Raw genomic sequence first — 26,414 nt, 5'->3', positions numbered from 1 at the left:
GTGCAATTCCTTCCTCATCAGGGAGCCGCTCTTGCTGGCGACTGCTTAGTGGGCGGCCCACTCGATCTTGGAGATGTCAACGCCGTCTTTGTACATGTCCCACAGCGGCGACAGCTCACGCAGTTTGTTCACGGCCTCGCAGACTTTCTGCGCGGCGTAGTCGACTTCTTCTTCGGTGGTGAAGCGGCCGAAGGAGAAGCGGATCGAGCTGTGCGCCAGCTCGTCATTGCGGCCCAGGGCGCGCAATACGTAGGACGGCTCGAGCGACGCGGAGGTGCAGGCCGAACCGGACGATACGGCGATATCCTTCAGCGACATCAGCAGCGATTCGCCTTCGACGTAGTTGAAGCTCAGGTTCAGGTTGTGCGGTACGCGGGCAGTCTTGCTGCCGTTGACGTACAGCTCTTCGAGGTCCGAGACCTGCTTGAAGAAGCGGTCGCTCAGGGCCTTGATGCGTACGTTTTCCGCGGCCATTTCCTGTTTGGCGATGGCGAAGGCTTCGCCCATGCCGACGATCTGGTGGGTCGGCAGGGTGCCCGAACGCATGCCGCGCTCATGGCCACCGCCGTGAATGATGGCTTCCAGGCGTACACGAGGCTTGCGGCTGACGTACAGCGCGCCGATGCCTTTCGGGCCGTAGACCTTGTGCGCCGAGAACGACATCAGGTCGACCTTCAGCTTTTGCAGGTCGATTTCGACCTTGCCGGCCGATTGCGCGGCGTCAACGTGGAACAGCACGCCGCGCGAGCGGGTCAGTTCACCGATGGCGGCGATATCGTTGATCGAGCCAACTTCGTTGTTCACGTGCATCAGCGAAACCAGGATGGTGTCGTCGCGCAGCGCCGCCTCGACCATGGCCGGGGTGACGATGCCATCTTCGCCTGGCTCGAGGTAGGTGACTTCGAAACCTTCACGCTCCAGCTGGCGAGCGGTATCCAGGACCGCCTTGTGCTCGATCTTGGAGGTGATGATGTGCTTGCCCTTGGTCTGATAGAAGTGCGCGACGCCCTTGAGTGCGAGGTTGTCGGACTCGGTGGCACCGCTGGTCCAGACGATTTCGCGCGGATCGGCGTTGATCAGTTCGGCAACCTGGCGGCGACCGTTCTCGACCGCTTCCTCGGCTTTCCAGCCAAAGACGTGGGAGCGCGAAGCCGGGTTACCGAAGTTCCCGTCGACCAGCAGGCAGTCGGCCATCTTCTGGGCCACGCGTGGGTCGACCGGGGTGGTCGCGGAGTAATCGAGGTAGATCGGCAACTTCATTTGTCTCTCCTATCAGGCGGTGGCGTCGCTCGTCGTCCCGGAGGGATCAATCGACGGCGGACGTCTCAATCTTGTCCAGCTGGGCGGTTCGGCCTGCGACACGACGCAGGTCCTGGCGCTGGGCGACTTCCTGCACCTCACGGCGCATGACGAGGTCGGCCAGGCTTATACCGCTGAGGAATTCATGGATCTGCTGGCTGAGGTCGCACCACAGGTGGTGGGTCAGGCAGGTATCACCGGCATGGCAGTCCCCGAGGCCCTGACAACGGGTGGCATCGACCGATTCGTTGACCGCATCGATGACCTGGGCCACCTGGATGGTTTCCATGCCCCGCGACAGCTGGTAGCCACCGCCTGGACCACGCACGCTGGAGACCAGGCTGCTGCGGCGCAGCTTGGCGAACAGCTGTTCCAGATAAGAGAGGGAAATGCCCTGGCGCTCGGAAATGTCGGCCAAAGACACCGGCCCACGCTGCGCGTGCAACGCCAGGTCGAGCATGGCGGTCACGGCGTATCGGCCTTTGGTAGTCAGTCGCATGGCTATTGGGTACCACGGGAGTTACAGGATGTGAGCGAGTATGCGATTCCCGAGCATTTAAGTCAACTATTAGACCTAGTGCTTTAGTCGGGTTTGCATCGGGGAGGCGGGCGCGATTGTAGCAGACAGGGGGCGTGAGCACACGCCCCGTATGTCACCATGATTTCAGCGCGGCGCAATCAATGTGACTGAGTGTCGCGCTGAGCCACCTGGGCAACTTCCTTGAAGTCATCTTCCGGCAGGGCTGGCAGTTCCTTGGCGCAGTAATCACTGCCCATCTTGGTCAGAGCGCCGCACATGCCCTCCAGCCGTTCGTCGACTGCCTGCAGGTGGTCGAGCATCTGGCCGATGGCACGGGCCACCGGGTCGGGCATGTCGCCACTGACGCCATAGGCATCGAAGCCGATCTTCTCAGCCATGGCCTTACGCTTGGCCTCGACCTCGTTGTCTTCGCTCTTGACGATGATTCGCCCGGGGATACCAACCGCCGTAGCCCCTGCCGGCACGGCTTTGGTCACCACCGCATTGGAACCGATCTTGGCCCCGGCGCCGACGGTGAACGGGCCCAGCACCTTGGCCCCCGCCCCTACCACCACACCGTTTTCCAGGGTGGGGTGGCGCTTGCCCTTGTTCCAGCTGGTGCCGCCCAGGGTCACGCCCTGGTAAAGGGTGACATCGTCGCCGATCTCGGCGGTCTCGCCGATGACGATGCCCATGCCGTGGTCGATGAAGAAGCGCCGTCCGATGGTGGCGCCGGGGTGGATCTCGATGCCGGTCAGCCAGCGGCCGAAGTTCGACACCAGGCGGGCCAGCCACTTGAAATCACGCTTCCACAGGGCATTGCCCAGGCGGTGCAGCCAGATGGCGTGCATGCCTGGGTAGCAGGTCAGCACCTCAAAGGCGTTGCGTGCAGCCGGGTCACGGTGGAATACGCTTTGAATATCTTCACGCAGGCGTTCGAACATCTGTCAGTCCTTCCGTTTATGCGGCTCGCCCCGGACCACTTTCTGGGTCTCGGTGAGGATGCCGCGCAAAATGCTCATTTCCGAACGTTCGACCGCCACCCGCCCATACAGCCGGCGCAGGCGCGGCATCAGGTGCTTGGGCTTTTCGGGGTCGAGAAAGCCGATACCGACCAGGGTCTTTTCCAGGTGGTCGTAGAACAGCTCCATTTCGTCCATCGTCGCCAGCTCGCTGGCGTCAACCTTCTCGACTTTGCCCGGCGCTGCACCGGCGGCAAGCCAGGCCATGCGCACCTCGTAGGAGAGCACCTGGACAGCGGCGGCCAGGTTCAGCGAGCTGAAGTCGGGGTTGGAGGGAATGTGCACGTGGAAGTGACATCGCTGCAGTTCTTCGTTGGTCAGGCCGGCGTGTTCACGCCCGAACACCAGGGCGATTTCCTCGCCACCGTTGGCATGCTCCACCGCCTTGGCCCCGCACTCGCGCGGGCCGATCAGCGGCCAGGGGATGCTCCGCTCGCGGGCGCTGGTGCCCATCACCAGGTTGCAGCCGACCAACGCCTGCTCGAGGCTGTCGACCACTTGGGCGTTGTCCAGCACATCGTCGGCACCCGAGGCTCGGGCACTGGCATCCACGGCGGGGAACTCTTTCGGCTGCACCAGCACCAGACGCGACAAGCCCATGTTTTTCATGGCACGTGCAGCGCCGCCGATGTTGCCGGGGTGGCTGGTATTGACCAGAACAACACGAATATTTTGCAGCAAGGTGTTGTGCTCACAGATGCAGGAATCAGGGCCTTCGATCTTACAGAACCGACAGACGTAACGCCATGAAAGCAAATGTGACACTTCTGCCGCCAAAGTTTTCTGCTAGAATGATCGGCTTTCTTCTTTAACATCTCCAGGTGACCCGCCCATGCAGCCTATGCTGAATATCGCCCTGCGCGCCGCTCGCAGCGCCAGTGAACTGATTTTCCGCTCCATCGAACGCCTGGATAGCATCAAGGTCGATGAGAAAGAGGCCAAGGACTACGTCTCCGAAGTCGATCGCGCCGCCGAGCAGAGCATCGTCAACGCCCTGCGCAAGGCCTACCCGAACCACTCCATCCAGGGCGAGGAAACCGGCCTGCACGCGGGTAGCGGCGAAGAAGGCAAGGATTACCTGTGGATCATCGACCCGCTGGACGGCACCACCAACTTCCTGCGTGGCATCCCGCACTTCGCCGTCAGCATCGCCTGCAAATACCGTGGCCGCCTTGAGCACGCCGTGATCGTCGACCCGGTTCGCCAGGAAGAATTCACTGCCAGCCGCGGCCGTGGCGCCCAGCTCAATGGTCGCCGCCTGCGTGTCAGCTCGCGCACCAGCCTGGAAGGCGCCCTGCTGGGCACCGGCTTCCCGTTCCGTGACAGCCAGATGGCCGACCTGGACAACTACCTGGGCATGTTCCGCGCCCTGACTGGCCAGACCGCCGGCATTCGCCGCGCCGGCTCCGCCAGCCTGGACCTGGCCTACGTGGCCGCCGGCCGTTTCGACGCTTTCTGGGAGTCGGGCCTGTCCGAATGGGACATGGCGGCCGGCGTGCTGCTGATCCAGGAAGCGGGCGGCCTGGTGAGCGACTTCAACGGCGGCCATGACTTCCTCGAGAAGGGCCATATCGTTGCGGGCAACATCAAGTGCTTCAAGGCCGTGCTGACCGCTATCCAGCCGCACCTGCCAGAGAACATGAAGCGCTAAGCGCGGATTGCCGGCAAACAAAAAAGCACCCCTCGGGGTGCTTTTTTTATGCCTGTCGAAGCCATGCGGCCTTACTGGCCGGCTTCACTCAGGATCAGCTTGCCATTCTTGTCCAGTGGAATGGTCGAACCGGGCTCGTGATCCATCTTCACCTGCCCGACCTTGTCGCCGATGGTGTACTTCACGTTGTAGCCCACCACCTTCTCACTGATATCGTTGACCGTATTGCAGCGGGTTTGCGTGGTGGTGTAGGTGTCACGCTCCTGCATGCCCTCCTGCACCTTGTTACCGGCATAACCACCACCGACCGCACCGGCAACAGTGGCGATCTTCTTGCCGCTACCACCACCGATCTGGTTACCCAGCAGGCCACCGGCAATGGCGCCCACCACGGTACCGGCGATCTGGTGCTGGTCCTTGACCGGCGCCTGACGCGTCACGGCGACGTCCTTGCAGACCTCACGGGGGGTTTTTACCTGTTGTTTGATCGGTTGCACGTCGGTGACCTGTGCATATTCAGGCCCCTTGTTGACCAAGCTGTAGGTAGCGACAGCACCTCCGGCAGTCACACCGACAGCACCCAGTACCGCACCCACAAGCATTGATTTGTTCACATGAACCTCCTGATCATCACCCGCGGGTCCGACCCGCCTTCTCCCAGCCTTGGAGTAAAAAAAAAGGCGCGAGTTCAACACTCGCGCCTTTTTGGCCGCCAAACGGCGTGAAGCACACCTTATGGACGGTCGTCCACACCGTCGGTCTTGGCCGGCGGGATCAGGTCTTCACTGCTCAGGTTCAGCCAGATCAGTACCACGTTGGCGATATAGATCGACGAATAGGTACCGGCCATGACGCCGATGAACAGGGCCAGCGAGAAGCCGAACAGGTTGTCGCCACCGAAGAACAGCAGCGCGGCAATGGCCAGCAAGGTCGAAACCGAGGTGGCGATGGTCCGCAGCAGGGTCTGGGTGGTGGAAACGTTGATGTTCTCGATGAGAGAGGCCTTGCGCATGACGCGGAAGTTCTCGCGCACCCGGTCGAACACGACGATGGTGTCGTTCAGCGAGTAGCCGATGATCGCCAGTACCGCCGCCAGCACCGTCAGGTCGAAGGTGATCTGGAAGAACGACAGGATACCCAGGGTCACCACCACGTCGTGGATCAGCGAGACGATCGCGCCCACGGCGAACTTCCACTGGAAGCGGAAGGCCAGGTAGATAAGGATGCCGCCCAGTGCCAGGAGCATGCCCATGCCACCCTGGTCGCGCAGCTCCTCACCCACCTGCGGGCCTACGAACTCGACACGCTTGACCTTGGCCGGGTTGTCGCCACCGGCCTTCTGCAGGGCTTCAGCAACCTTGTTGCCCAGCTGTGGGTCATCACCCGGCATGCGCACCAGCAGGTCGGTGGTGGCGCCGAAGCTCTGCACCACCGCCTCGTGAAAGCCGGAATTGACCAGCTCGGCACGCACCGCCTTGAGGTCGGCCGGGCGCTCGTAGGTCAGCTCGATCAGCGTACCGCCGGTGAAGTCCAGGCCGAAGTTCAGGCCCTTCTGCCACCAGCTGAACAGCGCCAGCACGGTGAGGAGCACGGTAACGGCGAACGCGACATTGCGCACGCCCATGAAGTTGATGGTTTTCATCGCAGCTCCCTCAAACCCACAGCTTCTTGATGTCACGCCCGCCGCAGGTCAGGTTGACCATTGCACGGGTCACCATGACGGCGGTGAACATCGAGGTGAAAATCCCGAGGGACATGGTGACCGCAAAGCCCTTGACCGGGCCGGTACCCATGGCGAACAGGATGCCGCCGACCAGCAGGCTGGTCAGGTTGGCGTCGATGATCGCGGTGTAGGCGCGGTTGAAGCCTTCATGAATGGCGCGTTGCACCGACATGCCGGCGTTCAGCTCTTCGCGAATACGCGAGAAGATCAGCACGTTGGCGTCCACCGCCATACCCATGGTCAACACGATACCGGCAATACCCGGCAGGGTTAGGGTGGCGCCCAACAGCGACATCAGTGCCAGCAGCAGGACCATGTTGCCTGCCAGGGCGATGGTGGCGATCACACCGAAGGCGCGGTAGATGGCGATGATGAACAGCGAGACGAACAGCATGCCCCACAGCGACGCATCGATACCCTTGGTGATGTTGTCGGCACCCAGGCTTGGGCCGATGGTACGCTCTTCTGCAAAGTACATCGGCGCAGCCAGGCCACCGGCACGCAGCAGCAGGGCCAGTTCGGACGATTCGCCCTGGCCGTTCAGGCCGGTGATGCGGAACTGGCTGCCCAGCGGCGACTGGATGGTCGCCAGGCTGATGATCTTCTTCTCTTCCTGGAAGCTCTGTACGGCAACGTCCTTCTCGACGCCGTCGACGGTCTGCTTGACGTAGCGGGTGACCGGCTTCTGCTCGATGAAGATCACCGCCATGCTGCGGCCGACGTTGCTGCGGGTAGCGCGGGTCATCAGCTCGCCACCGTGGCCATCCAGGCGGATGTTCACCTGCGGGCGACCTTGTTCGTCGAAGCTGGCCTGGGCGTCGGTTACCTGGTCACCAGTGATGATCAGGCCGCGCTCGACCGCGGCGGAACGGCCGCCTTCACGGAACTCGAACACCTCGGTGGTGGCCTTGGATGCGCCTGGCTCGGCACCGAAGCGGAACTCCAGGTTGGCGGTTTTACCCAGGATACGCTTGGCTTCGGCAGTGTCCTGCACGCCTGGCAGCTCGACCACGATGCGGTTGGCGCCCTGGCGCTGTACCAGCGGCTCGGCCACACCCAGCTCGTTGACCCGGTTGCGGACGGTGGTGAGGTTCTGCTTGATCGAGTATTCGCGGATCTCGGCGACTTTCGCCTGGGTCAGCGCCAGACGCAGCACGGCGAGCTCGTTGCGCTCGGTGGTGGTCAGGTCGAAGTCATTGAAATTCTTGCGGATCAGGACACGAGCCTGTTCGCGGGTAGCATCGTCAGCGAAGCCCAGCATGATGCCGCCATCCTGTTGAGGCAGGCTGCGATAGCGGACGCGCTCTTTGCGCAGCAAGGACTTGACCTCGCCTTCGTAGACTTTCATGCGGGCGTTCATGGCCTTGTCCATGTCCACTTCCAGCAGGAAGTGCACACCACCGGACAGGTCCAGGCCCAGCTTCATCGGGCTTGCGCCCAGGTTGCGCAGCCATTGCGGGGTAGTCTGGGCCAGGTTCAGGGCCACGACGTAATCATCGCCCAGTGCCTTGCGCACTACATCCTTGGCTGGTAGCTGGTCTTCCTGATTGGTCAGGCGGATCAGCCCGCTGCCCTTCTCACCCAGGCTCACGCCCTTGACGGCGATCTTGGCATCGCCCAGCGCCTTGCTGACGCGGTCGAGGTCGGCCTGGTTCACCTGCAGCGCCGAGCTGGCACCACTGATCTGTACCGCCGGATCATCCGGGTAGAGGTTGGGAGCGGAATAAATAAAACCGATCGCCAGTACCAGCACGATCAGTGCGTATTTCCACAGAGGGTATTTGTTCAGCATCACGCCGCCCGTTCAAGACGCGGGGCGCTTTGCGCGCCCCGACTGGAAAAATGAAACCGGTAACTCAGATAGCCTTGAGCGTACCTTTTGGCAGGGTGGCCGCGATGGCACCCTTCTGGAACTTCAGCTCGACGTTGTCGGAAACTTCCAGGACCACGAAATCATCGGAAACCTTGACGATCTTGCCAGCGATGCCGCCGTTGGTGACAACTTCGTCACCCTTCTGCAAGTTGCTCAGCAGGTTCTTCTGCTCTTTTGCACGCTTGGCCTGCGGGCGCCAGATCATCAGGTAGAAGATGACCAGGAAACCGACCAGGAAAATCCATTCGAAGCCGGTACCGGCTGGGCCGGCGGCAGGTGCAGCGGCGTCCGCGTAAGCGGCGGGGATCAAGAAGCTCATTGGGCACTCCTAATGTAATTTTCTAATAATGGATGCAGACAGTCAGTCCAAAGGCGGCACAGGAAGCCCGCGCTTGGCGTAGAAGGCGTCGACAAAGGCGGCCAATTTACCTTGTTGAATAGCCTCGCGTAAACCGGCCATCAAGCGCTGGTAATGGCGCAAGTTGTGGATGGTATTCAGCATGCTGCTCAGCATTTCGCCGCACTTGTCCAGGTGATGGAGATAGGCGCGGGAGAAGTTGGTGCAGGTGTAGCAGTCACAGGTCGGATCCAGCGGCGAATCATCGTGGCGATGGAACGCATTGCGAATCTTGATCACCCCTGTATCGACGAACAGATGACCGTTGCGCGCGTTACGCGTCGGCATCACGCAGTCGAACATGTCGACGCCGCGGCGCACACCCTCAACGAGATCTTCCGGTTTGCCTACCCCCATAAGGTAACGAGGTTTGTCAGCAGGCATCTGGCCCGGCAGGTAATCCAGCACCTTGATCATTTCGTGCTTGGGCTCGCCCACCGACAGGCCACCGATGGCCAGGCCGTCGAAGCCGATGTTTTCCAGGCCTTCCAGCGAGCGCATGCGCAGGTCCTGGTACATGCCGCCCTGGACGATACCGAACAGCGCCGCAGTGTTGTCGGCGTGGGCGTTCTTCGAGCGCTGGGCCCAGCGCAGCGACAGCTCCATGGACGCGCGCGCCACATCGTGCTCGGCCGGGTACGGGGTGCACTCGTCGAAGATCATCACCACGTCCGAGCCCAGGTCACGCTGCACCTGCATCGACTCTTCCGGGCCCATGAACACCTTGGCGCCATCGACCGGCGAGGCGAAGGTCACGCCCTCTTCCTTGATCTTGCGCATGGCGCCCAGGCTGAACACCTGGAAGCCACCGGAGTCGGTGAGGATCGGGCCTTTCCACTGCATGAAGTCGTGCAGGCCGTTGTGCTTCTTGATCACCTCGGTGCCCGGGCGCAGCCACAGGTGGAAGGTGTTGCCCAGAATCATCTCGGCGCCGATGGCTTCGATGTCGCGTGGCAGCATGCCCTTGACCGTGCCATAGGTGCCCACCGGCATGAATGCCGGGGTCTCCACGGTGCCACGTGGGAAAGTGATGCGGCCACGACGGGCCTTGCCGTCGGTGGCCAGCAGTTCGAAGGACATTCGACAGGTGCGACTCATGCTTGATCCTCGGGCCCGCGTGGCGCCGGATTGCGGGTGATGAACATGGCATCACCGTAACTGAAGAAGCGGTACCCCTGCTCGACCGCTGCCGCGTAGGCGGCCATGGTCTCGGGGTAGCCGGCGAAGGCCGAGACCAGCATCAGCAGCGTGGACTCCGGCAGGTGGAAGTTGGTGACCAGGGCGTCGACCACATGGAACGGCCGGCCCGGGTAGATGAAGATGTCGGTATCGCCGCTGAAGGATTTGAGCACGCCATCGCGCGCTGCGCTCTCCAGCGAACGCACGCTGGTGGTGCCGACTGCGATTACCCGGCCGCCACGGGCGCGGCAAGCCTCGATGGCATCGACCACCTCCTGGCTCACTTCAAGCCACTCTTTATGCATGTGGTGGTCTTCGATCTTGTCGACCCGCACCGGCTGGAAGGTGCCCGCGCCCACGTGCAAGGTGACGAAGGCACGCTCTACACCCTTGGCGGCAATCTTCTCCAGCAACGCCTCATCGAAGTGCAAGCCTGCGGTCGGTGCGGCGACTGCACCGGCTCGTTCGGCGTACACAGTCTGGTAGCGCTCACGGTCGGCGCCCTCGTCGGGGCGGTCGATGTACGGCGGCAGCGGCATGTGGCCGACACGGTCGAGCAGCGGCAGCACCTCTTCGGTGAAGCGCAGCTCGAACAGCGTGTCATGGCGTGCGACCATTTCGGCCTCGCCGCCGCCATCGATGAGGATGACCGCGCCTACCTTGGGCGCCTTGCTGGCGCGCACATGGGCCAGCACCCGATGGCTGTCGAGCACGCGCTCGACCAGCACTTCCAGCTTGCCGCCGGAAGCTTTCTGGCCGAACAAACGCGCCGGGATCACCCGGGTGTTGTTGAACACCATCAGGTCGCCGGGGCGCAGATACTCGAGCAGATCGGGGAATTGCCGGTGCGCCAGCGCGCCGGTTGGCCCATCGAGCACCAGCAGACGGCTGCCATGGCGCTCGGCCAACGGGTGGCGGGCGATCAGGGAATCGGGGAGTTCGAAGGAAAAATCGGCGACGCGCATGATGATGTTCGGTTCGGCAGGGCCGGGAAGTTTAGCCCAATGTGTGAAAATTGACCATGAAAGCCGATTGACCGACCAGCGGTGGCTCTCTATACTGCGCGCCACAAGCCCTGATGGCGGAATTGGTAGACGCGGCGGATTCAAAATCCGTTTTCGAAAGGAGTGGGAGTTCGAGTCTCCCTCGGGGCACCAAGATCCGGAAAAAACCGACCTTATGGTCGGTTTTTTTTTGCCCGTCCGGTCAGCGCCAGCGATCCAGCTGCCCCTGGGCACGGCTGCTGAAAATCGTCAGCAGCTCGCTCAATGTATGCGGTGACGGTTCGGCAGTGCGGGTGACCGCATACAAGGTAATCGGCAGCGCCGGGGCCAGCGGCCTGATCGCGGTCGCCCCAGGCGCCGCGCCAAGTGCGGTGAAGGGATCGATCACCGCCAGCCCAGCACCGGATTCGACCATCGCCCTGGCCAGTGAATAGGTTTGCACCGCGATGCTCACCCGTGGCGGCGGCTCCACCGCCTTGAGGTAGCTTTCGAGGCGCACCGACAGCGGGTCGGCGCTGGACAGCCCGATCATGGGCGCACCGGCCAGTGCCGCCAACGGCAGCGGCTTGCCTTCATCTTCCAGCGGCCAGTAACCTGCCGGTGCCAATGCCACCAAAACCCCGCTGGCCAGCGCCTGAGCCTTGAGCGCAGGGTGATCTGGCTGTTGCAAGGTCAGGGCGACATCGATCTCCCGCATCAACAGGTTCTGCACCAGTTCGCGACTGTGGGCGCTGGACAACTCGCAGGCGATATCCGGATAACGCTGGGTCCATTCATGAATGGCCGGCGGCAGCAGCGACAGGGCCAGTGCCGGGGTCGCACCGATCCGCAGGCTGTGGCCTGGCGCGCGACGCAGGCTTTGCGCCAGGCGTCGCACCCCTTGCAGGCTCTCCGTGACCTTGTCGACCTCACGCTCCAGCTCAAGCGCTTCGGGCGTGGGCTGCAGCTTGCCGCGCACCCGCAGGAACAACGGGAAGCCCAGTTGCTGCTCGGCGTGCTGCAGAACCTTGGTCACGGCAGGTTGGGAAACGTGCAGCAACTGTGCGGCACCGCTGACCGAGCCGGTCTGGCGGATGGCCTGGAAAATCTCGATATGGCGAAGGCGCATGGCAAGTCCATAACCTTTGTTTATGGCTCAGCGATCTTTATTCATTTTTCGCCACCTGTCACCTGGCCCTAACCTCAGCCTCGTTCCAACCACGACCAAGGACTGACATGGCTCAGCATGTATGCATCATCGGCGGTGGCGTCATTGGCCTGTCAACCGCTTACGCACTGGTACGCGACGGCTTTGACGTGACGCTGATCGAGGCTCGCGATTCGTTGGGCAGTGAAACCAGCTTCGCCAACGGCGGCCAGCTGTCCTATCGGTACGTGGCGCCCCTGGCCGACGCAGGTGTGCCATTGCAGGCCCTTGGCTGGATGCTGCGAGGTGAATCGCCGCTGCGATTGCGCCCGCGCTTCGATCGTGCCCAATGGCGCTGGATGGCAGCATTCCTTGGTGCTTGCCGCTCCTCGGTCAACCGCGCCAACGCAGGCCACCTGTTGCGCCTCGCGCTGTTGAGCCAATCGACCTTGCAAACCTGGCGAGAAGAGGATGGCCTGGACGGTTTCAACTGGCGGCGCAACGGCAAGCTGGTCACCTTCCGCCAGGCCAGCAGCTTCGAACATGCGCGCAAGAACCTTGCCGCGCCCCAGCAACAACTGGTGCTGTCGCACGCCGACTGCACCCGTCTGGACCCGGCACTGGCAGAGGCGCCCTTTGTCGGCGCCATCTATACCCCGGATGAAGAAGTCGGCGATTGCCACAGCTTTTGCCAGCAACTGGCGGCGCGCCTGCAGGCGTCGGGACGCTGCAAGTTCCGCCTGGGCCAGGCGGTGTCCGCAATTCGCCATGCGCATGGCGTGGTGAATGCGATTGAACTGGACGACGAAGTGCTGCCGGTGGAGCACCTGGTGGTTGCGGCCGGCCATCGCAGTGCGTTGCTGGCACTGCCGGGCATCGACCTGCCGCTGTATCCACTCAAGGGCTATAGCCTGACATTACCGATCGGCGCACAGCACAAGGCGCCGGACCTGAGCATCACCGACTACGATCGCAAGATCGTCTACGCCCGGATTGGCGAACAGCTGCGGGTGGCGGCGATGGTTGACATTGTCGGTTTCGATCCGTCGCTGGACCCCAAGCGCCTGGCCCTGCTAAAACGCCAGGCCCGCGAAACCTTCGCCAATGCTGGTGACTACGACTACGCCATCGAATGGGCCGGCATGCGGCCGGCGACCCCCAGCGGCGTACCGCTGCTGGGCGCAACGGCGTATCGCAATCTGTGGCTGAACCTCGGCCATGGTGCACTGGGCTTCACCCTGGCCTGCGCCAGTGCACGATTGCTCAGTGAACTGATCGGCCAGCGCCGCCCCTCCATCGACCTGCAGGGTTTTACGCCCCGCGCAGCTTGAACGCTAACTCCTTAGAAGGACCACCCGATGACCATTAACCGTATCCAGCCCAATCCACGCTTGTCCGGCGCCGTGACCTTCGGCGACCTGGTGTTTCTCTCTGGCCAGGTGCCGGACGACGCCACCGATGCCGGCGGCCAGACTCGCCAAGTGCTGGAAAAGATCGACGCATTATTGGCCGAGGCGGGCAGCGACAAGGATCACTTGCTCAGCGCGACCATCTACCTGAAGGACATCGGTAAAGATTTCGCTGCGATGAATGAAGTGTGGTCCGCCTGGTTGTCGCCCGGCCAGGCACCAAGTCGCACCACCTTGCAGGCCGAACTGGCGCGTCCGCAGGTATTGGTGGAAATAACCGTTATTGCAGCACGTCGCTAACCCCTCACCTACAACGGAGAATAACAATGCGAAAAATCACGTTGATCGGCTGCACCCTTGGCCTGTTGCTAGGCACCCAGGCCCATGCTGACGAAGCAGCGCTGGGGCCTACCCTGAGCAAGATTGCCAGAGCCAACAGCATTACCCTGGGCTATCGCGATGCTTCGGTGCCGTTCTCCTACGTGGGAGACCATTCGGGACAACCCATGGGCTACTCAGTAGACCTGGCGAAAAAGATCGTCGAGCGGGTACAGCAAAAGCTGGCGTTGCCCCAGCTCAAGGTGAAGTACAACCTGGTGACATCGCAAACCCGCATTCCGCTGGTACAGAACGGTACCGTTGACCTGGAGTGCGGCTCGACCGGCGTCACCGCAGAGCGCCAGAAGCAGGTGGCGTTTTCCTATGGGTTCATCTATGTCAAAGGTCAATTACTGACGGCCAAAGACAGCGGGATCAAGAGTTTCGCCGACCTGCGCGGCAAGAATGTGGTAACCACTGCAGGCACCACGAACGAACGCTATCTGAAAAGCTACAACGTTGATAACAAGATGGACATGTACGTGATCAGCGCCAAGGACCATGGTGAAGCCTTCCAGATGTTGCAGTCCGGCCGGGCGGCGGCGTTCTACATGGACGATGCGCTGCTCTACGGCGAACGCGCCAAGGCTCGCGATCCGCACAACTGGGTGGTGGTCGGGAAAGAGCAGTCGCGGGAAATCTACAGCTGCATGGTGCGCAAGGATGACCCGCAGTTCCTCGCGCTGGTGAACGCGTCGCTGGGCGAGCTGTACAGCTCAGGGGAAATCAACGGGATCTACCAGCGCTGGTTCGAACAGCCGATTCCGCCTAAAGGCTTGAACCTGGAGTTCCCGATGACCAGCGAACTCAAGGCCATCTTTGCCAAGCCGGTGAGTGACCCGGTGGAGTAGCATCCAGACGACCAGCCCCTCTGGCTCACGGCCTCGCCAAGTAGTGGAGGCAATGGCCTCGGCCGCTCCGACCGCGCCCCGTTGCCAGCGCAGGAATGACCTGCGATGAAGCTGACCAACCGCCCCGTTCAGCCCTCCGAAATCCCTGTTCTGCTAGCGGGGAACTACATGGGGCTGAACGAGGAGGTCGACCCCCAAGGCACGAATGACTTTCAGCACAGTGTCAAAGCGTGGTTTTGCGCCTGGACTGAGTGCCTTGTACAGACTTTCCCTTCCCAACCCACTCTCGGTGGCGATCTGCGTCATTCCCCGTGCGCGAGCGATATGGCCAAGTGCCCGAATTATTTCCTCGGTATCGCCATCTGCGAGGACCTGACTAAGGTACTCAGTGATGGCCTCATCACTACTCAACAAGGCCGCCATATCAAACGGGATCAACTTTTCGCTCATTTCATCTCCTTCAGCAGTTTTCTGGCTTTGAGGATATCGGTGGCCTGGGTGGACTTGTCTCCGCCGACCAACAGCAGAACCAGCCTCTGGCCCTTTTGCGCAAAATAGACACGATATCCAGCAGCTACATCGATGCGAAGCTCACCGATACCGCCTCCAAGCCATTTGACATCTCCAAGATTCCCCATTGCTGCTCGCTCCAATCTACGACCTATCGCAAGCTGGGCCCTCAAATCTCTCAAGCTGGATAGCCAAACGGCAAAGCTCTCCGTCTGTTCAACGAGATACATCAAGTGGTCACCCAATCGTATCCGTACGGATACACCCATTCAAGTGTTGAAGCGGCCCACTCTGTCGCCTTACCCCTTATATGGGAACTCAGGCATTTCCCATAACGGGGTCAGACTTTTCTCTTCACGGTCATAAAAAACCTTGCAACATTCAACACCCGAACCTTCGCCGCGCCTCGACGTCCGATCCTGCATCACCCGTGTTTCGAGGTACCCCCGCGTGAAAGACATCATTTTCCGCAAGTACCGCCTGGCGGTGAAGACCATCGGCTATATCGGCTGGTCGCTGTTCTGGCTGCTGATCTGGGATGTGCTGGTCACCATCGATTTCATGCTGTTCTTCAACAGCAAGTTCACCCTGCCGTTGATCCCGCTGACCTTGCTTGGCTCGGCGCTGGTGGTGCTGGTGAGCTTTCGCAACAGCAGCGCCTACAACCGCTGGTGGGAAGCTCGCACATTGTGGGGGGCGTTGGTGAACAGTTCACGCAGTTTCGCGCGGCAGGCGCTGACGCTGATCGATGACCCGGATGATGGCCTGAACCCGGTCAAGGCTACCCTGCTGCGTCGGCATATCGCCTATGTGAACTGCCTGGCGGCGCACCTGAAGGGCGAGCGCTGCCCGGATGAACTGATGGCGTTCATTCCGCCAGCGGAATTCGAGCGGCGCAACCGCTCGAACAATTTCGCCAACGACATTCTGAGTGGTTCGGCGGCGTTGCTGGCGCGGGAGTACCAGGCCGGGCGGCTGGACAGCATTCGCCTGGCAAGGCTGGAATCGACGCTGGTGGACCTGTCCAATGCCCAAGGTGGCATGGAACGGATCGCCAATACGCCGCTGCCCTACCCTTACGTGTACTTTCCGCGGCTGTTCATCACCCTGTTCTGCCTGATCGTGCCGGTGGGGCTGGTGGAGTCGCTGGGCTGGTTCACGCCGCTGGCATCGACGGTGGTGGGCTTCATGCTGCTGGCCATCGAGCGGATCGGGACGGATTTGCAGAGCCCGTTCAGGTTCAGTGAGCACCAGATCCAGATGGACAGCATTTGCGAGACGATCGAGCGGAATCTGGAGTCGATGCAGCGGGAGGCGCAGTGTGGGGAGTTGGCTTAGTGCCAGACCTCAACTGCCCTATCGCAAGCCAGCTCCCACAGGGGCCGTGAAATCCTGTGACCTTGCACCGTACCTGTGGGAGCTGGCTTGCCGGCGATAGGGCCGCAACGCGGCCCCGACTATCTGTCAGGCCCGCACATAGCGCTGGCGCAACACATCACTCAACGCATCCACCAGCAACACCAGCACCAGCATCCCCATGATCACCGTGCTGGCCTGGGCCTCCTGGAACAAACTCAAGGTTGTGTACAGCATCTGCCCCAACCCGCCAGCCCCGACAAATCCCAGCACGCTCGCCATGCGGATGTTGTTTTCCCACCGATACAAGCTATAAGCCAGCAACTGCGGCCACAGATTGGGCAAGGTGCCAAAGCAGAATGCCGCCACCTGGCTACCGCCCTGCAAGCGGATGGCAGCTGCGGGCTCCGGCGGTGCGTTCTCCAGCGCCTCGGCAAACAGCCGCCCCAGCACGCCAGCGGTATGCAGCGCCAAGGCCAGGGTACCAGCATTCGGCCCAAGCCCGGCCGCCAGTACCGTCAGCGCCGCCCACACAAGTTCCGGGATGGCCCGCAGGGCATTCAGCAACAACCGCGCACAGGCCTGCAGCGGCCAACCGAACCGGCCAGCGGCCGGCAGCGCCAACAGCATGCCCAGCAGCATGGCCAACAAGGTGCCCAGGCCGGACATGGCCAAGGTTTCCAGCGCCCCATGCGCTACTGCGCGCAGGTGCCCGGCAGACAGGTCCGGGTGCAGGAAACGCCCGGCGTATTCGCCCATCTGCCCCAGCCCACCGTTGCCGACCAGCGCCTGCAAGTCCAGCTCCAGGTAGGCGAACGAGGCCATCACTGCAGCCACGATGGCGCCGAGCACCAGCCAGTTGATGCCCCGGTTCATGCAAGCCTCCAGCGCAGGAAGCGGCTGAGCAGGTCGGCCAGCATCACCAGGACCAGGAAGGTCAGCAGCATGCTTGCCACTTCCGCTCCCGCAAACATGCGCATCGACAGGTCGATCTGCTGCCCCAGCCCGCCAGCACCGACAAAGCCCATCACCACTGAGGCGCGTACCGCGCACTCCCAGCGGTACACGGTATAGGACACCACTTCGGACACCGCACTGGGCAGGATGCCGTAGAAAAACGCAGCCAGGCGGCCACTACCCGCCTGCAGCAAGGCATGGGCCGGGCGCTGGTCGACCGATTCGAAGATCTCGGCATACACCTTGCCGAGCATACCGCTGTAGGTAATGGCGATTGCCAGCACGCCCGCCGTCGGCCCCAGCCCGACGGCCCGCACGAACAGCAACGCCCAGACGATCTCCGGCACACTGCGCAGGAAAATCAGCAACCAGCGCACTGGCAGGCGCAGCAGACGCGACCACAATCCGGCGCGCCCGCCACGTGAGGCGGCACGCAGCGACAAGGCACGGCTGGCCAGCAACCCGGCAGGGACCGCCAGTAGCAACGCCAACGCCATGCCGGCCGTGGCCACGGCCAGGGTCTGCAAGGTGGCCTCATAAAGCAGGGAAAGGAAGTCGGCATCGTGTGCTGGTGGCCAGAAGGCACTGGTGAAACTGGCGATCTGCTGGCGATTCTCCGCTTGCAGCAGGACCGCCGGGTTCAATTCGCTCAGCTGCACGCCAGGCCACAGCACCGCCACAGCCAGCAGCGTCAGCAGCAACCGATGAAACAGCGCCGGGTCGCGGGCATCAAGTTTCAGCATCGCGGTATCTGCACGGTCAGGGTCGGCCCCTGGCTCGGTGGTGAAGCCAGTTGTTCATTCGCATACAACGCATCCAGCAACTGCTCGGTCACCGCTTGCGCCGGGCAGTCGAACACCACCTGCCCTTCGCGGATACCAATCACCCGCGGGAAGTGCGCCAGCGCCAGGTCCACGGCATGCAGGCTCGCCACCAGGGTGACGCCATTGGCCTGGGCGTGGCGGTTGAGCAAGGCCAGGCTGTGGTCGGCCAGCACCGGGTCCATGGCCGACACCGGCTCATCGGTCAGCAACACCTGCGGCCGCTGGTACAGCGCCCGGGCAATACCCACCCGCTGCAACTGGCCACCGGACAATTGCCCGCACTGCACGAACAGTTTGTCGGCCAGGCCCAGCTCGGCCAGGGCTTGGCGCGCTCCCGGCACATCACTGGGGTACAGCAGGTTGAACAGGCCACGCAGCATGCCCCACTGCCCCAGGCGGCCGGCCAGCACTGCCGTCACCACCCGCTGGCGCGGTGGCAAGGGCGGCGCCTGGTGCACCAGGCCTACCCGCGCACGCAGGCGCTGCCGGGCCTTGGCGGACAGCGCCCAGGGCTGTTGGCCGAGCAACTCCAGGCGCCCGCTGCTGGGCTGGACGGCGGTCGCCATCAGGTGCAGCAAGCTGGACTTGCCCGCGCCCGAAGGCCCGATGATGGCGACGCGCTCGCCCTGGCCGATGCTCAGGCTCACGGCATCAAGCGCACGCACCTGGCCATGGCGCAGCCCGGCCCCGTGCAGATGAATAGCCACGTTGGAAGCCACTGTCGATATCACTTGAGCAGGCCGGCCTCGCGCGCAGCCTGCTCGGTGCCCACGTAGTTCTCAGGTTTGGTCTCGATGAAGCGGCTGGCCGCCTGCAGGTCGAGGATCGCCTTGTGCTCCGGGTTGGCCGGGTCGAGGTCGAGGAAGGCTTTCTTGATCTTCTCTTTCAGCGCCGGGTCCATGTTGCCGCGCACGGTCCAGTTGTAGTCGAAGTAGGTCGGGGTGGTGGCGAACACCTTTACCTTGGCGGTATCGACCTTGCCGGCATCCACCAGCTTCTGCCACACGCTGGCGTTGAGCACGCCGCCATCGACCTTGCCGGCCTGCACCCAGGCCACAGTGGCATCGTGGGCGCCGGAGTAGGCAACGCGACCGAAGTAGTCTTCAGGCTTGATGTTGTCCTGCTTGAGCATGAAGTAACGCGGCATCAGGCTGCCCGAAGTGGAGGAGATGGAACCGAAGGCAAACGACTTGCCCTTGAGGTCGGCCAGGCTCTTCACATCAGGGTTGGCGGTGATGAATTTGGAAGTGAACTGCGCATCCTGTTCACGCTGCACCAGCGGCGTGGCGGCAGGGTCCTTCAAATGCACCTGTACGAAGGTGAAGCCCCCCAGCCAGGCCAGGTCCAGGCGGCCGGAGGCCAGCGATTCGACTACCGCGGGGTAATCGGCCACAGGCACGAACTTCACCTCCATGCCCAACTGCTTGGCCAGGTACTCGCCCAACGGTTTGAACTTGCGCTGCAGTTCGGTCGGTGCTTCGTCAGGGATGGCGCTGACCCGCAGAGTGTCGGCGGCCTGGGCGACAACGGCACAGCAAGACAGCACGAGGCCGGCGGCGAGCGCCAGAGGGCGTTTGAGCATGGGGTGTTCTCCGGTTCAATAGCGGGGAAATGTCGGCCTATACGCCGACGACGGGAATTATAAGAGGCGCAGGCGCAAAGGCCAGCTTTGCTACAATCGCGCATCAAATTGACCTCCTGAGGTGCACATGAGCGAGCCGATTCGCCTGACCCAGTACAGCCATGGTGCCGGCTGTGGCTGCAAGATCTCCCCCAAGGTGCTGGATGTGATCCTCGCAGAAAGCGGCGCCCAGGCCCTGGACCCGAAACTGTGGGTGGGCAACGCCTCGCGCGACGATGCGGCCGTGTACGCGCTGGATGACGAGCGCGGCGTGGTTTCGACCACCGACTTCTTCATGCCGATCGTCGATGACCCGTACGACTTCGGCCGTATCGCCGCCACCAACGCCATCAGCGACATCTACGCCATGGGCGGCGACCCGCTGATGGCCATTGCCATTCTCGGCTGGCCAGTCAACGTGCTGCCACCGGAAGTGGCCCGCGAGGTGATCCGCGGCGGCCGTGCGGTATGCGCCGAAGCCGGTATCCCGCTGGCCGGCGGCCACTCCATCGACGCCCCCGAGCCGATCTTCGGCCTGGCCGTCACCGGCGTGGTCAGCAAGCGTCACCTCAAGCGCAACGACACCGCCAGCGCAGGCTGCCGCCTGTACCTGACCAAGCCACTGGGTATCGGCATCCTCACCACCGCCGAGAAAAAGGCCAAGCTGCGCACCCAGGACCAGGGCCTTGCCCGCGACTGGATGTGCACCCTCAACACGCCCGGCAGCCGCTTCGGCAAGCTTGACGGGGTCAAGGCCATGACCGACGTCACCGGTTTCGGCCTGCTCGGCCACCTGGTGGAACTGGCCGAGGGCAGTGGCCTTACCGCTCATTTGGACTATGCCGCCGTCCCGCGCCTGCCCAGCGTCGACCACTACCTGGCCGAGGGCTGCATCCCCGGCGGCACCCTGCGCAACTTCGACAGCTACGGCCACAAGATCGGCGCCCTGAGCGACGACCAGAAGCATCTGCTGTGCGACCCGCAGACCAGCGGTGGCCTGCTGGTGGCGGTTACCCCGGAGGGTGAAGCCGAGTTCCTCGCGGTGGCCGCCGAACTGGGCCTGCAACTGGCGCCGATCGGCAAGCTGGTCGAGCGACAGAGCCACGCGGTCGAGGTGATCTGATGCGCCCCGACTGCACCGACTTCCGCCAGTTGTTCCTCGACGACGTGCCGATGATGGACATGCGTGCACCTGTCGAATTTGCCAAGGGCGCCTTCCCCGGTGCCGTAAACCTGCCACTGATGAATGACCAGGAGCGGCAAAAGGTCGGCACCTGCTACAAGCAGAAGGGCCAGGCTGAAGCCATCGTTCTGGGCCACAAGCTGGTCAGCGGCGAGATCAAGCAGGCACGTCTGGAGGCCTGGGCAAAGTTCGCCGAGGATCACCCGGAAGGCTACCTGTACTGCTTCCGGGGCGGCCTGCGCTCGCATCTTGTGCAGAAAGTGCTGCGCGATGAGAAGGGCATCGACTACCCCCTCGTCGAGGGCGGCTACAAGGCCATGCGCCACTTCCTGCTGGAGACTACCCAACAGGCGGTCGCGCAATGTGATTTCGTGCTAGTGGGTGGCCTGACCGGTACCGGCAAGACCGACGTGCTGCACTTGCTGGACAACGAGCTTGACCTGGAGGGCTACGCCAACCATCGAGGTTCCAGCTTTGGCAAGCGCGCCACTGCACAGCCAGCGCAGATCGACTTCGAGAACAGGCTGGCCATAGACGTGTTGAAAAAACGCGCCCGGGGTATCGAGCAGTTCGTGCTGGAAGACGAAGGCCGAATCGTGGGCAGCTGCACCGTACCGCTGGAGTTGTACCAGGGCATGCAGCAATACCCGCTGGTGTGGCTGGAAGACAGTTTGGCCAACCGCGTGGAGCGTATCCTGCGCGACTACGTGATCGACCTGAGCGCCGAGTTCGTCAGCCTGCATGGTGAAGAAGATGGCCGGCGGCTATTTGCCGAGACACTTCTGCAGAGCATGGGCAGGATTCAAAAGCGCCTCGGCGGCGAGCGCCATCAGCGGCTGTCGGAAATCCTGCGCCAGGCGCTGGACGAGCAGCAGCGCAGTGGTTCGGTGGAGTTGCACCGGGTCTTCATCGAAAGCTTGCTGAGCGAGTATTACGACCCGATGTATGCCTACCAGCGTGCAGCGAAAGCAGAGCGTATCGAGTTTGCCGGGGATGCGGTGGAAGTGCGCGAGTATCTCAAGGCCCGGGCGCTGCGCGAACCACGCAAGTAAAAACGGGGCCGCTTCGCGCCCCATCGCCGGCAAGCCAGCTCCCACAGGTATTGCACTGCCTGACAGGGTATGCGCTCCCTGTGGGAGCTGGCTTGCCGGCGATAGGGCCAGTACTGGCAGTACTCACTGCCCAGGGCTGAGCACGCGCTCCAGCTCCGCCGCCCGGTCGCGGGTCATGTCCATCACACAGGACCCACCTTCCAGCTGTGCCATGGTCCCGCCACTGGCCTGCACATGGAACCCGCAATTGCCATCGCGGTAGGCAAGCCACTTGCGCTGCACATCACGCAGGCTCTTCTGCTGCCCGGCATCCAGCTTGCCCATCAATTGCTTGTACACCCGGTTCAAACGCTGGTCCTGCAACTGCGTCTCGGCCCGAATGCACTCGCTCATGGCCACGGTACTGGACGCCTTGTCCATGCACTGCCCGTATCCCGGCGTGTAGTCATCCGCCTGGGCCAGCGGCAGCACACAGGCCAATGCCAGGCCCGTCAGGTAATGCTTGGTCATAAACTCTCCTTGTGGGCATCACAGCGTCTGCGGCTGTTCCGGCGGCATCAGCACCTTGCCCGGCTCGAAGCGCAGCGACGGCATCTGCGTTGCCGCATAAAACATCACGCCAAGCGCCGCGATCAACACCACATCCAGCCAGCTCCAGCCCGGCATGTCGTCGGCGCTGCGTGCCCTCCAGCAATGCCAGGCCTGGCCCATGCAAAACACCACCATTGCCGCCAGCCACAGGTAGAAACCGGCACCAAAACCGGTCAGGTCATGGAACTCATAGCTCTGATTGTCCGGCAGGCGGTCAATTCCAAAGCTGCTGGCCGCCAGATACACAGCCACCAGCCCGACCAGCAAGGCCAGACGACGAAAGCGCCGATGGGCAAGGATTGCCAGGGCCAGCAGCGGGTTGGCAAACCACTGGTACAACCCGAAGGGCATGCCCCAAGGCCCGTACAACAGCATCTGCAGGGCCGGCATGTGGCGGTCACCACTCATCAGCGCGCCGTCGAAGAACAGTGCGAGCAGGTAAAGCAGCAGGCTGGCGCTCAGGTAGAAAACTGGCAAGAGATTTACTTCCTATGCAACCGGGGGCTCTAGCAGAAGGCCATAAATACCCGAATCGGACAACTCGCCGGCAACGCACCAACGCGCACGCAATGTGCCTTCCAGCACAAAGCCCTGGCGCTCCAGAGTGCGTGCCGAACCTTGGTTGCGCGGGTCGATCTCGCCTTCCAGGCGGCGCATGTGCAGGGTGTGGGCGAGGTAATCGATGAAGCAGGTCAGTGCTTCGTCCATGTAACCCCTGCCCTGCACCGCGCTGGCCAGGCAGTAGCCGATTTCACCACGGCGGGATACATCGTCGATGTTGAACAGCTGGACCATACCGATCAGTTCGCCGTTGTCACGGCGGTACATGCCAAGCTTGAGCTGGTCACCATTGGCATAGGCTTCGCGGTCGGCGGCCAGGGCGCTTTCGGCTTCGGCCAGGTCTTGCCAAGGTGCATGGTGCCAATAGCGCATGACCTCGGGGTCGGCCATGATCGCCAGCCATTGCGCGGCATCGGCATGGCGCATGGGGCGCAATTGCAGACGCGGGCTGTCGAGGCAGAGGTCACTGGGGAAACTGCGGGGTGGGGTCACGCCGGATCTCCTGTCCATTGCTGGGGAGATGACAGTTTAACGTCAAGCGATCGGTTCAAGCATCCCGGGGCTGCTGCGCAGCCCATCGCCGGCAAGCCAGGCTCCCACAGGTGCACCACAGGCCCGGAGCCTTGCACTATACCTGTGGGAGCCTGGCTTGTCGTGGCGACGAACCGCGTCGATGGGCCGCAAAGCGGCCCCAAAAATCGTTCAGGCGCCCCGATTCAAGCCCATTTCCATGTCATTGATCAGCGCCTTGGCCATGGCACTGAGTATGCGCGCCGCGCTGCCGGCGATCTTGTCGCCCTCCATCTCGGCCTCTTCGTTCAAATGCTTGATACAGCCGATCAGCACCGACAATTCATCGAATGCCAGATCAAGCGGTACACCCGGCTCTACCCGGTACAGCTCAAGGAATTTCTCCGCACCTACGGTGGTGCGGGATTTGAGGTGGTCGCTCATGCCTGGGCCTCCTGCGCCTTTATGTGGGCTAACAAGGCGTGCAGCAGGGCAGTTTGCGTCGACATGTTTTCGAGAAAGGTGGAACGCAGGTCCGGGGCTTCTGCGTCGAGGTATTGGAGGATGGTGTTGGAGAGAATGTCCATGACCTGGGTAGCCTGGGACTTCGCGGCTTGGTAAGTAAGGTCTGTAACGGGTGGATCAGGTACAAGTTTTTTCATAGTCATCTCGGAAATATTTTCAGAGGCAACCACTCGCATCCTTCTCACAGATAAGGTGGCAGCCGTACGCGAGGTGAGAAGACCAGTGTCCGAGGCACCGGCCAGACTGAAGCCTGCACGCGCACGGCTGCCATAACTGGCAAGCCATCTCGAAACACCGGGCTTCTCACACCCGATCGCCAATTGTGACGACGCCGAAACGTTATCTCTGAGGTAGCTACTTGCCTATCAGACGGCATCCGACTGAGGCCGTAGGATAATTCCTAATCCCTGGCAACCTGAAGCATTTGGTTGCAGGCTCAGAATCTTCTTACAGCTGATGGCCCTTTCGCGGGTAAACCCGCTCCTACAGGGTACGGTGATACCTGTAGGAGCGGGTTTACCCGCGAAAGGGCCGGTACAGGCTAACGAAATACGATCAGGCCACCTCAGCCCCATCATCCGGCCAATGCGGCTCGTTGGCCCCGGGCGGGGTCAGCGGTGGCAGGCCATACGCTGCCCGCGCATCGTCGCAGCTGGGGTTATGCACCCCACCCTCCCACGACGCCTCGAACTCGCGGCAGGGGCTGGAACGGTTGGCGTAGATGGTGCAAGCCACTTCCTGGCCGATCTCGCCCTGCAGGCTGATGCAGCGGCAGGGTTTGGCATCGGTGCCGATCATGGCAACACGGGTGGGGTTGATCTGTACCACCAGGTCGTCCGGCACAAGGCCCCCGGCGGACTGGCATTCGCCCCAGAAAAAGGACACACGGAAGTACCCGCAGCAGGCGCCGCAGTCAAGGCAAGGGTTGTATTCGGACATGATGGCACGGAGGGAAGGTTGTTGTTATCGGGGCTGGCCCGCAGCGCCATTTTCAATCCAAGCCGGGGCGGCTGGATAGAGGGGAATGCAAAAAATATTTGCCGCTGATCCGGCAATTGAACACGGGCGACCAATGACTTCCCCGGCCGCCCATTCAAGTCAGCGTAATGCCTTGTAGGTGGTGACATCCCAGCGCTGCAGGCCAAGGCCCTCGGTCGGCTCATAGCCATCACCACACACTTTGCTGAAGTGAATGCAGGTCTCGCCGCAATACACCAAGCGGTCGTCATCTTCGCCCTCGGTAAGTACGGTATACGACTCGCTACGCATGGCCTTGTAATGCCCTTCGGCAGCGGCCATGACCATGTGATATCGCATCAAGTGCTCGTCGCTCAGGAACAGGCGCCTGTCCAGTTGCACACCCCAGCGGGTCAGGCAGACCTCGGCAAAATGACGAACGATCAATCCCGGCTCCGCCAGTACCTTGCCATCACTCGCACCGTCGATGGAGGCGTTGCCCACCAGTGTGGCGTGGCGGCCTGGTATCGGGTAGATGCATATCCGTGTACTCGGTTCGACCGAAGGGATCACGCAGGCAAAGCCTTTGGATCGCTCGTCCCGCGAATAGAAACCCACATACTCGCGGACATTGCCCGCCAAGGTTACCCGCTGGCTTTGCAGGTTACCGATGCCCGGCACCGGGTCGATGGCGAAGATATTCACAGGTATGTCCCGCAATACAGGGTCCTGCGCCATGGCGTTGGCCAGCATGTGACAACTGATCCCTCCCCTGCTCCAACCCACCAGGTTCACCCGGGTCGGCAAGCGCGGCTTGCGGAACAGGTTGATGATGCGCTCTTGCAGCTCCTGTGGCGTCGGGTGGCGTTCGCCGTAGTCATAGGTGCGCCAGAACCAGGAAGCTGTAGAGGTTGCATCCGGGATCGGAACACCGGCCTGCTTCAGCCGCTCGTATTCTTCCTCGCTCAGCTTGGTGCGCTGCCAACTGCTTTCGCCTTTAATCACCTTCAGCACATGGTTGACGTTCTCTTCCCAGCCACTGCCGAACAACTGGCCGCTCCAGTTGAAATAACCACCGGGCTCGACGAACAGATTGTCATCCTGCAGGTTGCCGCTGCCGGGGCCGTCAACGGCAATCCAGTGAGCGAACTCGCGGCCCTGGTCATTGCTGGCCAGGGTCGAGACCAGCTCACCATTCCAGAAGTTGGGGTTGGCATCGTCGAAGCGGTGGGAGCCGGTGCCGCAGAAATAGGCGGTGAAGACACTCATCTTTCGGGTCTCTGAAGTGAGAAATGAGTGCAGAAAAATATTTATCTGGGTAGCTGTAGAGCAGTA

31 protein-coding genes and 1 tRNA gene are annotated in these 26,414 nt (G+C 62.2%); 8 read left to right on the top strand and 24 right to left on the bottom strand.

Annotated features, from left to right (window positions below):
* Positions 1 to 45: 45 nt before the first annotated feature.
* From WM94_RS19395 to trmJ, 4 genes are all read right to left on the bottom strand, one after another.
* Positions 46 to 1,260 carry an IscS subfamily cysteine desulfurase gene (locus tag WM94_RS19395; protein WP_013971017.1) on the bottom strand — a complete coding sequence of 405 codons (1,215 nt, stop codon included), beginning with the start codon at positions 1,258 to 1,260 and terminating at the stop codon, positions 46 to 48.
* A 46-nt stretch (positions 1,261 to 1,306) separates the two neighbouring features.
* The gene (iscR, locus tag WM94_RS19390) at positions 1,307 to 1,798 is read right to left on the bottom strand and encodes a Fe-S cluster assembly transcriptional regulator IscR (protein WP_061551923.1); all 492 of its coding nucleotides are present in this window, start codon (positions 1,796 to 1,798) and stop codon (positions 1,307 to 1,309) included.
* A 179-nt stretch (positions 1,799 to 1,977) separates the two neighbouring features.
* Positions 1,978 to 2,763, bottom strand: a complete 786-nt coding sequence (gene cysE, locus WM94_RS19385) for a serine O-acetyltransferase (protein ID WP_013971015.1) — start codon at positions 2,761 to 2,763, stop codon at positions 1,978 to 1,980.
* Positions 2,764 to 2,766: 3 nt separating this feature from the next.
* Positions 2,767 to 3,522, bottom strand: coding sequence for a tRNA (cytosine(32)/uridine(32)-2'-O)-methyltransferase TrmJ (gene trmJ / locus WM94_RS19380; protein ID WP_031325634.1), 756 nt, complete (start codon positions 3,520 to 3,522; stop codon positions 2,767 to 2,769).
* A 151-nt stretch (positions 3,523 to 3,673) separates the two neighbouring features.
* Here trmJ and suhB point away from each other — a divergent pair, with 151 nt between their 5' ends.
* Entirely contained in the window at positions 3,674 to 4,492 is an 819-nt protein-coding gene (gene suhB, locus WM94_RS19375) for an inositol-phosphate phosphatase (protein WP_003257850.1), read from the top strand.
* 71 nt (positions 4,493 to 4,563) lie between these two features.
* Here the strand turns inward: suhB and WM94_RS19370 are convergent, their stop codons facing one another.
* From WM94_RS19370 to queA, 6 genes are all read right to left on the bottom strand, one after another.
* Positions 4,564 to 5,106 (bottom strand): glycine zipper 2TM domain-containing protein, encoded by a 543-nt coding sequence (locus WM94_RS19370; RefSeq protein ID WP_013971012.1) that lies wholly within the window; start codon positions 5,104 to 5,106, stop codon positions 4,564 to 4,566.
* Between the two features lie 119 nt (positions 5,107 to 5,225).
* Positions 5,226 to 6,134, bottom strand: coding sequence for a protein translocase subunit SecF (secF, locus tag WM94_RS19365; protein WP_013971011.1), 909 nt, complete (start codon positions 6,132 to 6,134; stop codon positions 5,226 to 5,228).
* A gap of 10 nt (positions 6,135 to 6,144) precedes the next feature.
* Positions 6,145 to 8,007, bottom strand: coding sequence for a protein translocase subunit SecD (gene secD, locus WM94_RS19360; RefSeq protein WP_061551922.1), 1,863 nt, complete (start codon positions 8,005 to 8,007; stop codon positions 6,145 to 6,147).
* Positions 8,008 to 8,071: 64 nt separating this feature from the next.
* Positions 8,072 to 8,407 carry a preprotein translocase subunit YajC gene (gene yajC, locus WM94_RS19355; protein WP_003259111.1) on the bottom strand — a complete coding sequence of 112 codons (336 nt, stop codon included), beginning with the start codon at positions 8,405 to 8,407 and terminating at the stop codon, positions 8,072 to 8,074.
* A 42-nt stretch (positions 8,408 to 8,449) separates the two neighbouring features.
* On the bottom strand, positions 8,450 to 9,565 hold the full coding sequence (gene tgt, locus WM94_RS19350; RefSeq protein WP_013971009.1) for a tRNA guanosine(34) transglycosylase Tgt: 1,116 nt from the start codon (positions 9,563 to 9,565) through the stop codon (positions 8,450 to 8,452).
* 14 nt (positions 9,566 to 9,579) lie between these two features.
* Positions 9,580 to 10,629: a tRNA preQ1(34) S-adenosylmethionine ribosyltransferase-isomerase QueA gene (gene queA, locus WM94_RS19345; RefSeq protein ID WP_061551921.1), complete on the bottom strand. Its 1,050-nt coding sequence runs from the start codon at positions 10,627 to 10,629 to the stop codon at positions 9,580 to 9,582.
* Positions 10,630 to 10,736: 107 nt separating this feature from the next.
* On the opposite strand from queA, the gene WM94_RS19340 reads away from it, so the two are divergent.
* Positions 10,737 to 10,821: transfer RNA gene (locus tag WM94_RS19340), tRNA-Leu, on the top strand.
* Between the two features lie 49 nt (positions 10,822 to 10,870).
* On the opposite strand, the gene WM94_RS19335 is transcribed toward WM94_RS19340, so the two are convergent.
* On the bottom strand, positions 10,871 to 11,776 hold the full coding sequence (locus WM94_RS19335; protein ID WP_013971007.1) for a LysR family transcriptional regulator: 906 nt from the start codon (positions 11,774 to 11,776) through the stop codon (positions 10,871 to 10,873).
* Between the two features lie 107 nt (positions 11,777 to 11,883).
* Between WM94_RS19335 and WM94_RS19330 the strand changes: the two genes are divergently transcribed.
* The 3 genes from WM94_RS19330 to WM94_RS19320 are packed head-to-tail and all read left to right on the top strand — an operon-like array spanning position 11,884 to position 14,432.
* Complete coding sequence (locus tag WM94_RS19330) at positions 11,884 to 13,125, top strand: D-amino acid dehydrogenase (protein WP_061551920.1); 1,242 nt, start codon at positions 11,884 to 11,886, stop codon at positions 13,123 to 13,125.
* Between the two features lie 27 nt (positions 13,126 to 13,152).
* Positions 13,153 to 13,503 carry a RidA family protein gene (locus WM94_RS19325; protein WP_013971005.1) on the top strand — a complete coding sequence of 117 codons (351 nt, stop codon included), beginning with the start codon at positions 13,153 to 13,155 and terminating at the stop codon, positions 13,501 to 13,503.
* A gap of 26 nt (positions 13,504 to 13,529) precedes the next feature.
* Positions 13,530 to 14,432 (top strand): transporter substrate-binding domain-containing protein, encoded by a 903-nt coding sequence (locus tag WM94_RS19320; RefSeq protein WP_061551919.1) that lies wholly within the window; start codon positions 13,530 to 13,532, stop codon positions 14,430 to 14,432.
* A 153-nt stretch (positions 14,433 to 14,585) separates the two neighbouring features.
* On the opposite strand, the gene WM94_RS19315 is transcribed toward WM94_RS19320, so the two are convergent.
* Positions 14,586 to 14,882: an addiction module antidote protein gene (locus WM94_RS19315; protein WP_039613839.1), complete on the bottom strand. Its 297-nt coding sequence runs from the start codon at positions 14,880 to 14,882 to the stop codon at positions 14,586 to 14,588.
* Entirely contained in the window at positions 14,879 to 15,172 is a 294-nt protein-coding gene (locus tag WM94_RS19310; protein ID WP_080604915.1) for a type II toxin-antitoxin system RelE/ParE family toxin, read from the bottom strand. The genes WM94_RS19315 and WM94_RS19310 overlap by 4 nt, the downstream gene beginning before the upstream one ends.
* A 220-nt stretch (positions 15,173 to 15,392) precedes the next feature.
* On the opposite strand from WM94_RS19310, the gene WM94_RS19305 reads away from it, so the two are divergent.
* Entirely contained in the window at positions 15,393 to 16,280 is an 888-nt protein-coding gene (locus WM94_RS19305; protein WP_061551918.1) for a bestrophin family protein, read from the top strand.
* A 126-nt stretch (positions 16,281 to 16,406) separates the two neighbouring features.
* Here WM94_RS19305 and phnE read toward each other — a convergent pair whose 3' ends face one another.
* Genes phnE through WM94_RS19285 form a run of 4 tightly spaced genes read right to left on the bottom strand, consistent with a single transcriptional unit; the run spans position 16,407 to position 19,661 of the window.
* On the bottom strand, positions 16,407 to 17,174 hold the full coding sequence (phnE, locus tag WM94_RS19300) for a phosphonate ABC transporter, permease protein PhnE (RefSeq protein WP_061551917.1): 768 nt from the start codon (positions 17,172 to 17,174) through the stop codon (positions 16,407 to 16,409).
* A complete protein-coding gene (locus WM94_RS19295) occupies positions 17,171 to 17,998 on the bottom strand; it encodes an ABC transporter permease (RefSeq protein WP_061551916.1) in 828 nt (275 codons plus the stop codon). The genes phnE and WM94_RS19295 overlap by 4 nt, the downstream gene beginning before the upstream one ends.
* Positions 17,992 to 18,786 carry a phosphonate ABC transporter ATP-binding protein gene (locus tag WM94_RS19290; protein WP_061552022.1) on the bottom strand — a complete coding sequence of 265 codons (795 nt, stop codon included), beginning with the start codon at positions 18,784 to 18,786 and terminating at the stop codon, positions 17,992 to 17,994. Before WM94_RS19290 ends, WM94_RS19295 begins: the two co-directional genes overlap by 7 nt.
* 20 nt (positions 18,787 to 18,806) lie before the next feature.
* Positions 18,807 to 19,661: a putative selenate ABC transporter substrate-binding protein gene (locus WM94_RS19285; RefSeq protein WP_061551915.1), complete on the bottom strand. Its 855-nt coding sequence runs from the start codon at positions 19,659 to 19,661 to the stop codon at positions 18,807 to 18,809.
* A 127-nt stretch (positions 19,662 to 19,788) separates the two neighbouring features.
* On the opposite strand from WM94_RS19285, the gene selD reads away from it, so the two are divergent.
* Together selD and mnmH are read left to right on the top strand one after the other, a co-directional pair.
* On the top strand, positions 19,789 to 20,823 hold the full coding sequence (gene selD / locus WM94_RS19280) for a selenide, water dikinase SelD (RefSeq protein ID WP_061551914.1): 1,035 nt from the start codon (positions 19,789 to 19,791) through the stop codon (positions 20,821 to 20,823).
* Positions 20,823 to 21,935: a tRNA 2-selenouridine(34) synthase MnmH gene (gene mnmH, locus WM94_RS19275; protein WP_061551913.1), complete on the top strand. Its 1,113-nt coding sequence runs from the start codon at positions 20,823 to 20,825 to the stop codon at positions 21,933 to 21,935. The genes selD and mnmH overlap by 1 nt, the downstream gene beginning before the upstream one ends.
* Before the next feature lie 123 nt (positions 21,936 to 22,058).
* Here the strand turns inward: mnmH and WM94_RS19270 are convergent, their stop codons facing one another.
* The 7 genes from WM94_RS19270 to WM94_RS19240 all read right to left on the bottom strand — a co-directional run bounded on the left by WM94_RS19270 (position 22,059) and on the right by WM94_RS19240 (position 26,348).
* Positions 22,059 to 22,445 (bottom strand): lysozyme inhibitor LprI family protein, encoded by a 387-nt coding sequence (locus WM94_RS19270; RefSeq protein WP_023661248.1) that lies wholly within the window; start codon positions 22,443 to 22,445, stop codon positions 22,059 to 22,061.
* A gap of 18 nt (positions 22,446 to 22,463) precedes the next feature.
* On the bottom strand, positions 22,464 to 23,003 hold the full coding sequence (locus tag WM94_RS19265) for a hypothetical protein (RefSeq protein ID WP_039613833.1): 540 nt from the start codon (positions 23,001 to 23,003) through the stop codon (positions 22,464 to 22,466).
* Between the two features lie 12 nt (positions 23,004 to 23,015).
* Positions 23,016 to 23,579 carry a GNAT family N-acetyltransferase gene (locus WM94_RS19260; protein WP_012270565.1) on the bottom strand — a complete coding sequence of 188 codons (564 nt, stop codon included), beginning with the start codon at positions 23,577 to 23,579 and terminating at the stop codon, positions 23,016 to 23,018.
* A 210-nt stretch (positions 23,580 to 23,789) separates the two neighbouring features.
* On the bottom strand, positions 23,790 to 24,041 hold the full coding sequence (locus tag WM94_RS19255; protein ID WP_013970986.1) for a DUF3077 domain-containing protein: 252 nt from the start codon (positions 24,039 to 24,041) through the stop codon (positions 23,790 to 23,792).
* A complete protein-coding gene (locus tag WM94_RS30495) occupies positions 24,038 to 24,184 on the bottom strand; it encodes a hypothetical protein (RefSeq protein ID WP_177342414.1) in 147 nt (48 codons plus the stop codon). The genes WM94_RS19255 and WM94_RS30495 overlap by 4 nt, the downstream gene beginning before the upstream one ends.
* Positions 24,185 to 24,677: 493 nt before the next feature.
* The gene (locus WM94_RS19245) at positions 24,678 to 25,061 is read right to left on the bottom strand and encodes a YkgJ family cysteine cluster protein (protein ID WP_003259127.1); all 384 of its coding nucleotides are present in this window, start codon (positions 25,059 to 25,061) and stop codon (positions 24,678 to 24,680) included.
* A gap of 159 nt (positions 25,062 to 25,220) precedes the next feature.
* The gene (locus WM94_RS19240; RefSeq protein WP_061551911.1) at positions 25,221 to 26,348 is read right to left on the bottom strand and encodes a hypothetical protein; all 1,128 of its coding nucleotides are present in this window, start codon (positions 26,346 to 26,348) and stop codon (positions 25,221 to 25,223) included.
* Positions 26,349 to 26,414 lie beyond the last annotated feature (66 nt).

It is taken from the genome of Pseudomonas sp. ABFPK (assembly GCF_001586765.1).
Classification (GTDB): Bacteria; Pseudomonadota; Gammaproteobacteria; order Pseudomonadales; family Pseudomonadaceae; genus Aquipseudomonas; species Aquipseudomonas asiatica.
The sequence above is the reverse complement of the archived record's forward strand: the minus strand, read 5'-3'. Positions and strand labels throughout refer to the sequence as shown.

Bases quoted from the DNA above. Each gene is read 5' to 3' on its own strand.
- WM94_RS19295 (WP_061551916.1), bottom strand. From the start codon at position 17,998: ATGCTGAAACTTGATGCCCGCGACCCGGCGCTGTTTCATCGGTTGCTG.
- mnmH (WP_061551913.1), top strand. From the start codon at position 20,823: ATGCGCCCCGACTGCACCGACTTCCGCCAGTTGTTCCTCGACGACGTG.
- selD (WP_061551914.1), top strand. From the start codon at position 19,789: ATGAGCGAGCCGATTCGCCTGACCCAGTACAGCCATGGTGCCGGCTGT.
- WM94_RS19255 (WP_013970986.1), bottom strand. From the start codon at position 24,041: ATGAGCGACCACCTCAAATCCCGCACCACCGTAGGTGCGGAGAAATTC.
- WM94_RS19395 (WP_013971017.1), bottom strand. From the start codon at position 1,260: ATGAAGTTGCCGATCTACCTCGATTACTCCGCGACCACCCCGGTCGAC.
- tgt (WP_013971009.1), bottom strand. From the start codon at position 9,565: ATGTCCTTCGAACTGCTGGCCACCGACGGCAAGGCCCGTCGTGGCCGC.
- queA (WP_061551921.1), bottom strand. From the start codon at position 10,629: ATGCGCGTCGCCGATTTTTCCTTCGAACTCCCCGATTCCCTGATCGCC.
- WM94_RS19310 (WP_080604915.1), bottom strand. From the start codon at position 15,172: ATGTATCTCGTTGAACAGACGGAGAGCTTTGCCGTTTGGCTATCCAGC.
- yajC (WP_003259111.1), bottom strand. From the start codon at position 8,407: ATGAGCTTCTTGATCCCCGCCGCTTACGCGGACGCCGCTGCACCTGCC.
- suhB (WP_003257850.1), top strand. From the start codon at position 3,674: ATGCAGCCTATGCTGAATATCGCCCTGCGCGCCGCTCGCAGCGCCAGT.
- WM94_RS19240 (WP_061551911.1), bottom strand. From the start codon at position 26,348: ATGAGTGTCTTCACCGCCTATTTCTGCGGCACCGGCTCCCACCGCTTC.
- secD (WP_061551922.1), bottom strand. From the start codon at position 8,007: ATGCTGAACAAATACCCTCTGTGGAAATACGCACTGATCGTGCTGGTA.
- WM94_RS19245 (WP_003259127.1), bottom strand. From the start codon at position 25,061: ATGTCCGAATACAACCCTTGCCTTGACTGCGGCGCCTGCTGCGGGTAC.
- WM94_RS19320 (WP_061551919.1), top strand. From the start codon at position 13,530: ATGCGAAAAATCACGTTGATCGGCTGCACCCTTGGCCTGTTGCTAGGC.
- WM94_RS19335 (WP_013971007.1), bottom strand. From the start codon at position 11,776: ATGCGCCTTCGCCATATCGAGATTTTCCAGGCCATCCGCCAGACCGGC.
- WM94_RS19285 (WP_061551915.1), bottom strand. From the start codon at position 19,661: ATGCTCAAACGCCCTCTGGCGCTCGCCGCCGGCCTCGTGCTGTCTTGC.
- WM94_RS19315 (WP_039613839.1), bottom strand. From the start codon at position 14,882: ATGAGCGAAAAGTTGATCCCGTTTGATATGGCGGCCTTGTTGAGTAGT.
- WM94_RS19330 (WP_061551920.1), top strand. From the start codon at position 11,884: ATGGCTCAGCATGTATGCATCATCGGCGGTGGCGTCATTGGCCTGTCA.
- phnE (WP_061551917.1), bottom strand. From the start codon at position 17,174: ATGAACCGGGGCATCAACTGGCTGGTGCTCGGCGCCATCGTGGCTGCA.
- WM94_RS30495 (WP_177342414.1), bottom strand. From the start codon at position 24,184: ATGGACATTCTCTCCAACACCATCCTCCAATACCTCGACGCAGAAGCC.
- WM94_RS19270 (WP_023661248.1), bottom strand. From the start codon at position 22,445: ATGACCAAGCATTACCTGACGGGCCTGGCATTGGCCTGTGTGCTGCCG.
- WM94_RS19325 (WP_013971005.1), top strand. From the start codon at position 13,153: ATGACCATTAACCGTATCCAGCCCAATCCACGCTTGTCCGGCGCCGTG.
- secF (WP_013971011.1), bottom strand. From the start codon at position 6,134: ATGAAAACCATCAACTTCATGGGCGTGCGCAATGTCGCGTTCGCCGTT.
- cysE (WP_013971015.1), bottom strand. From the start codon at position 2,763: ATGTTCGAACGCCTGCGTGAAGATATTCAAAGCGTATTCCACCGTGAC.
- iscR (WP_061551923.1), bottom strand. From the start codon at position 1,798: ATGCGACTGACTACCAAAGGCCGATACGCCGTGACCGCCATGCTCGAC.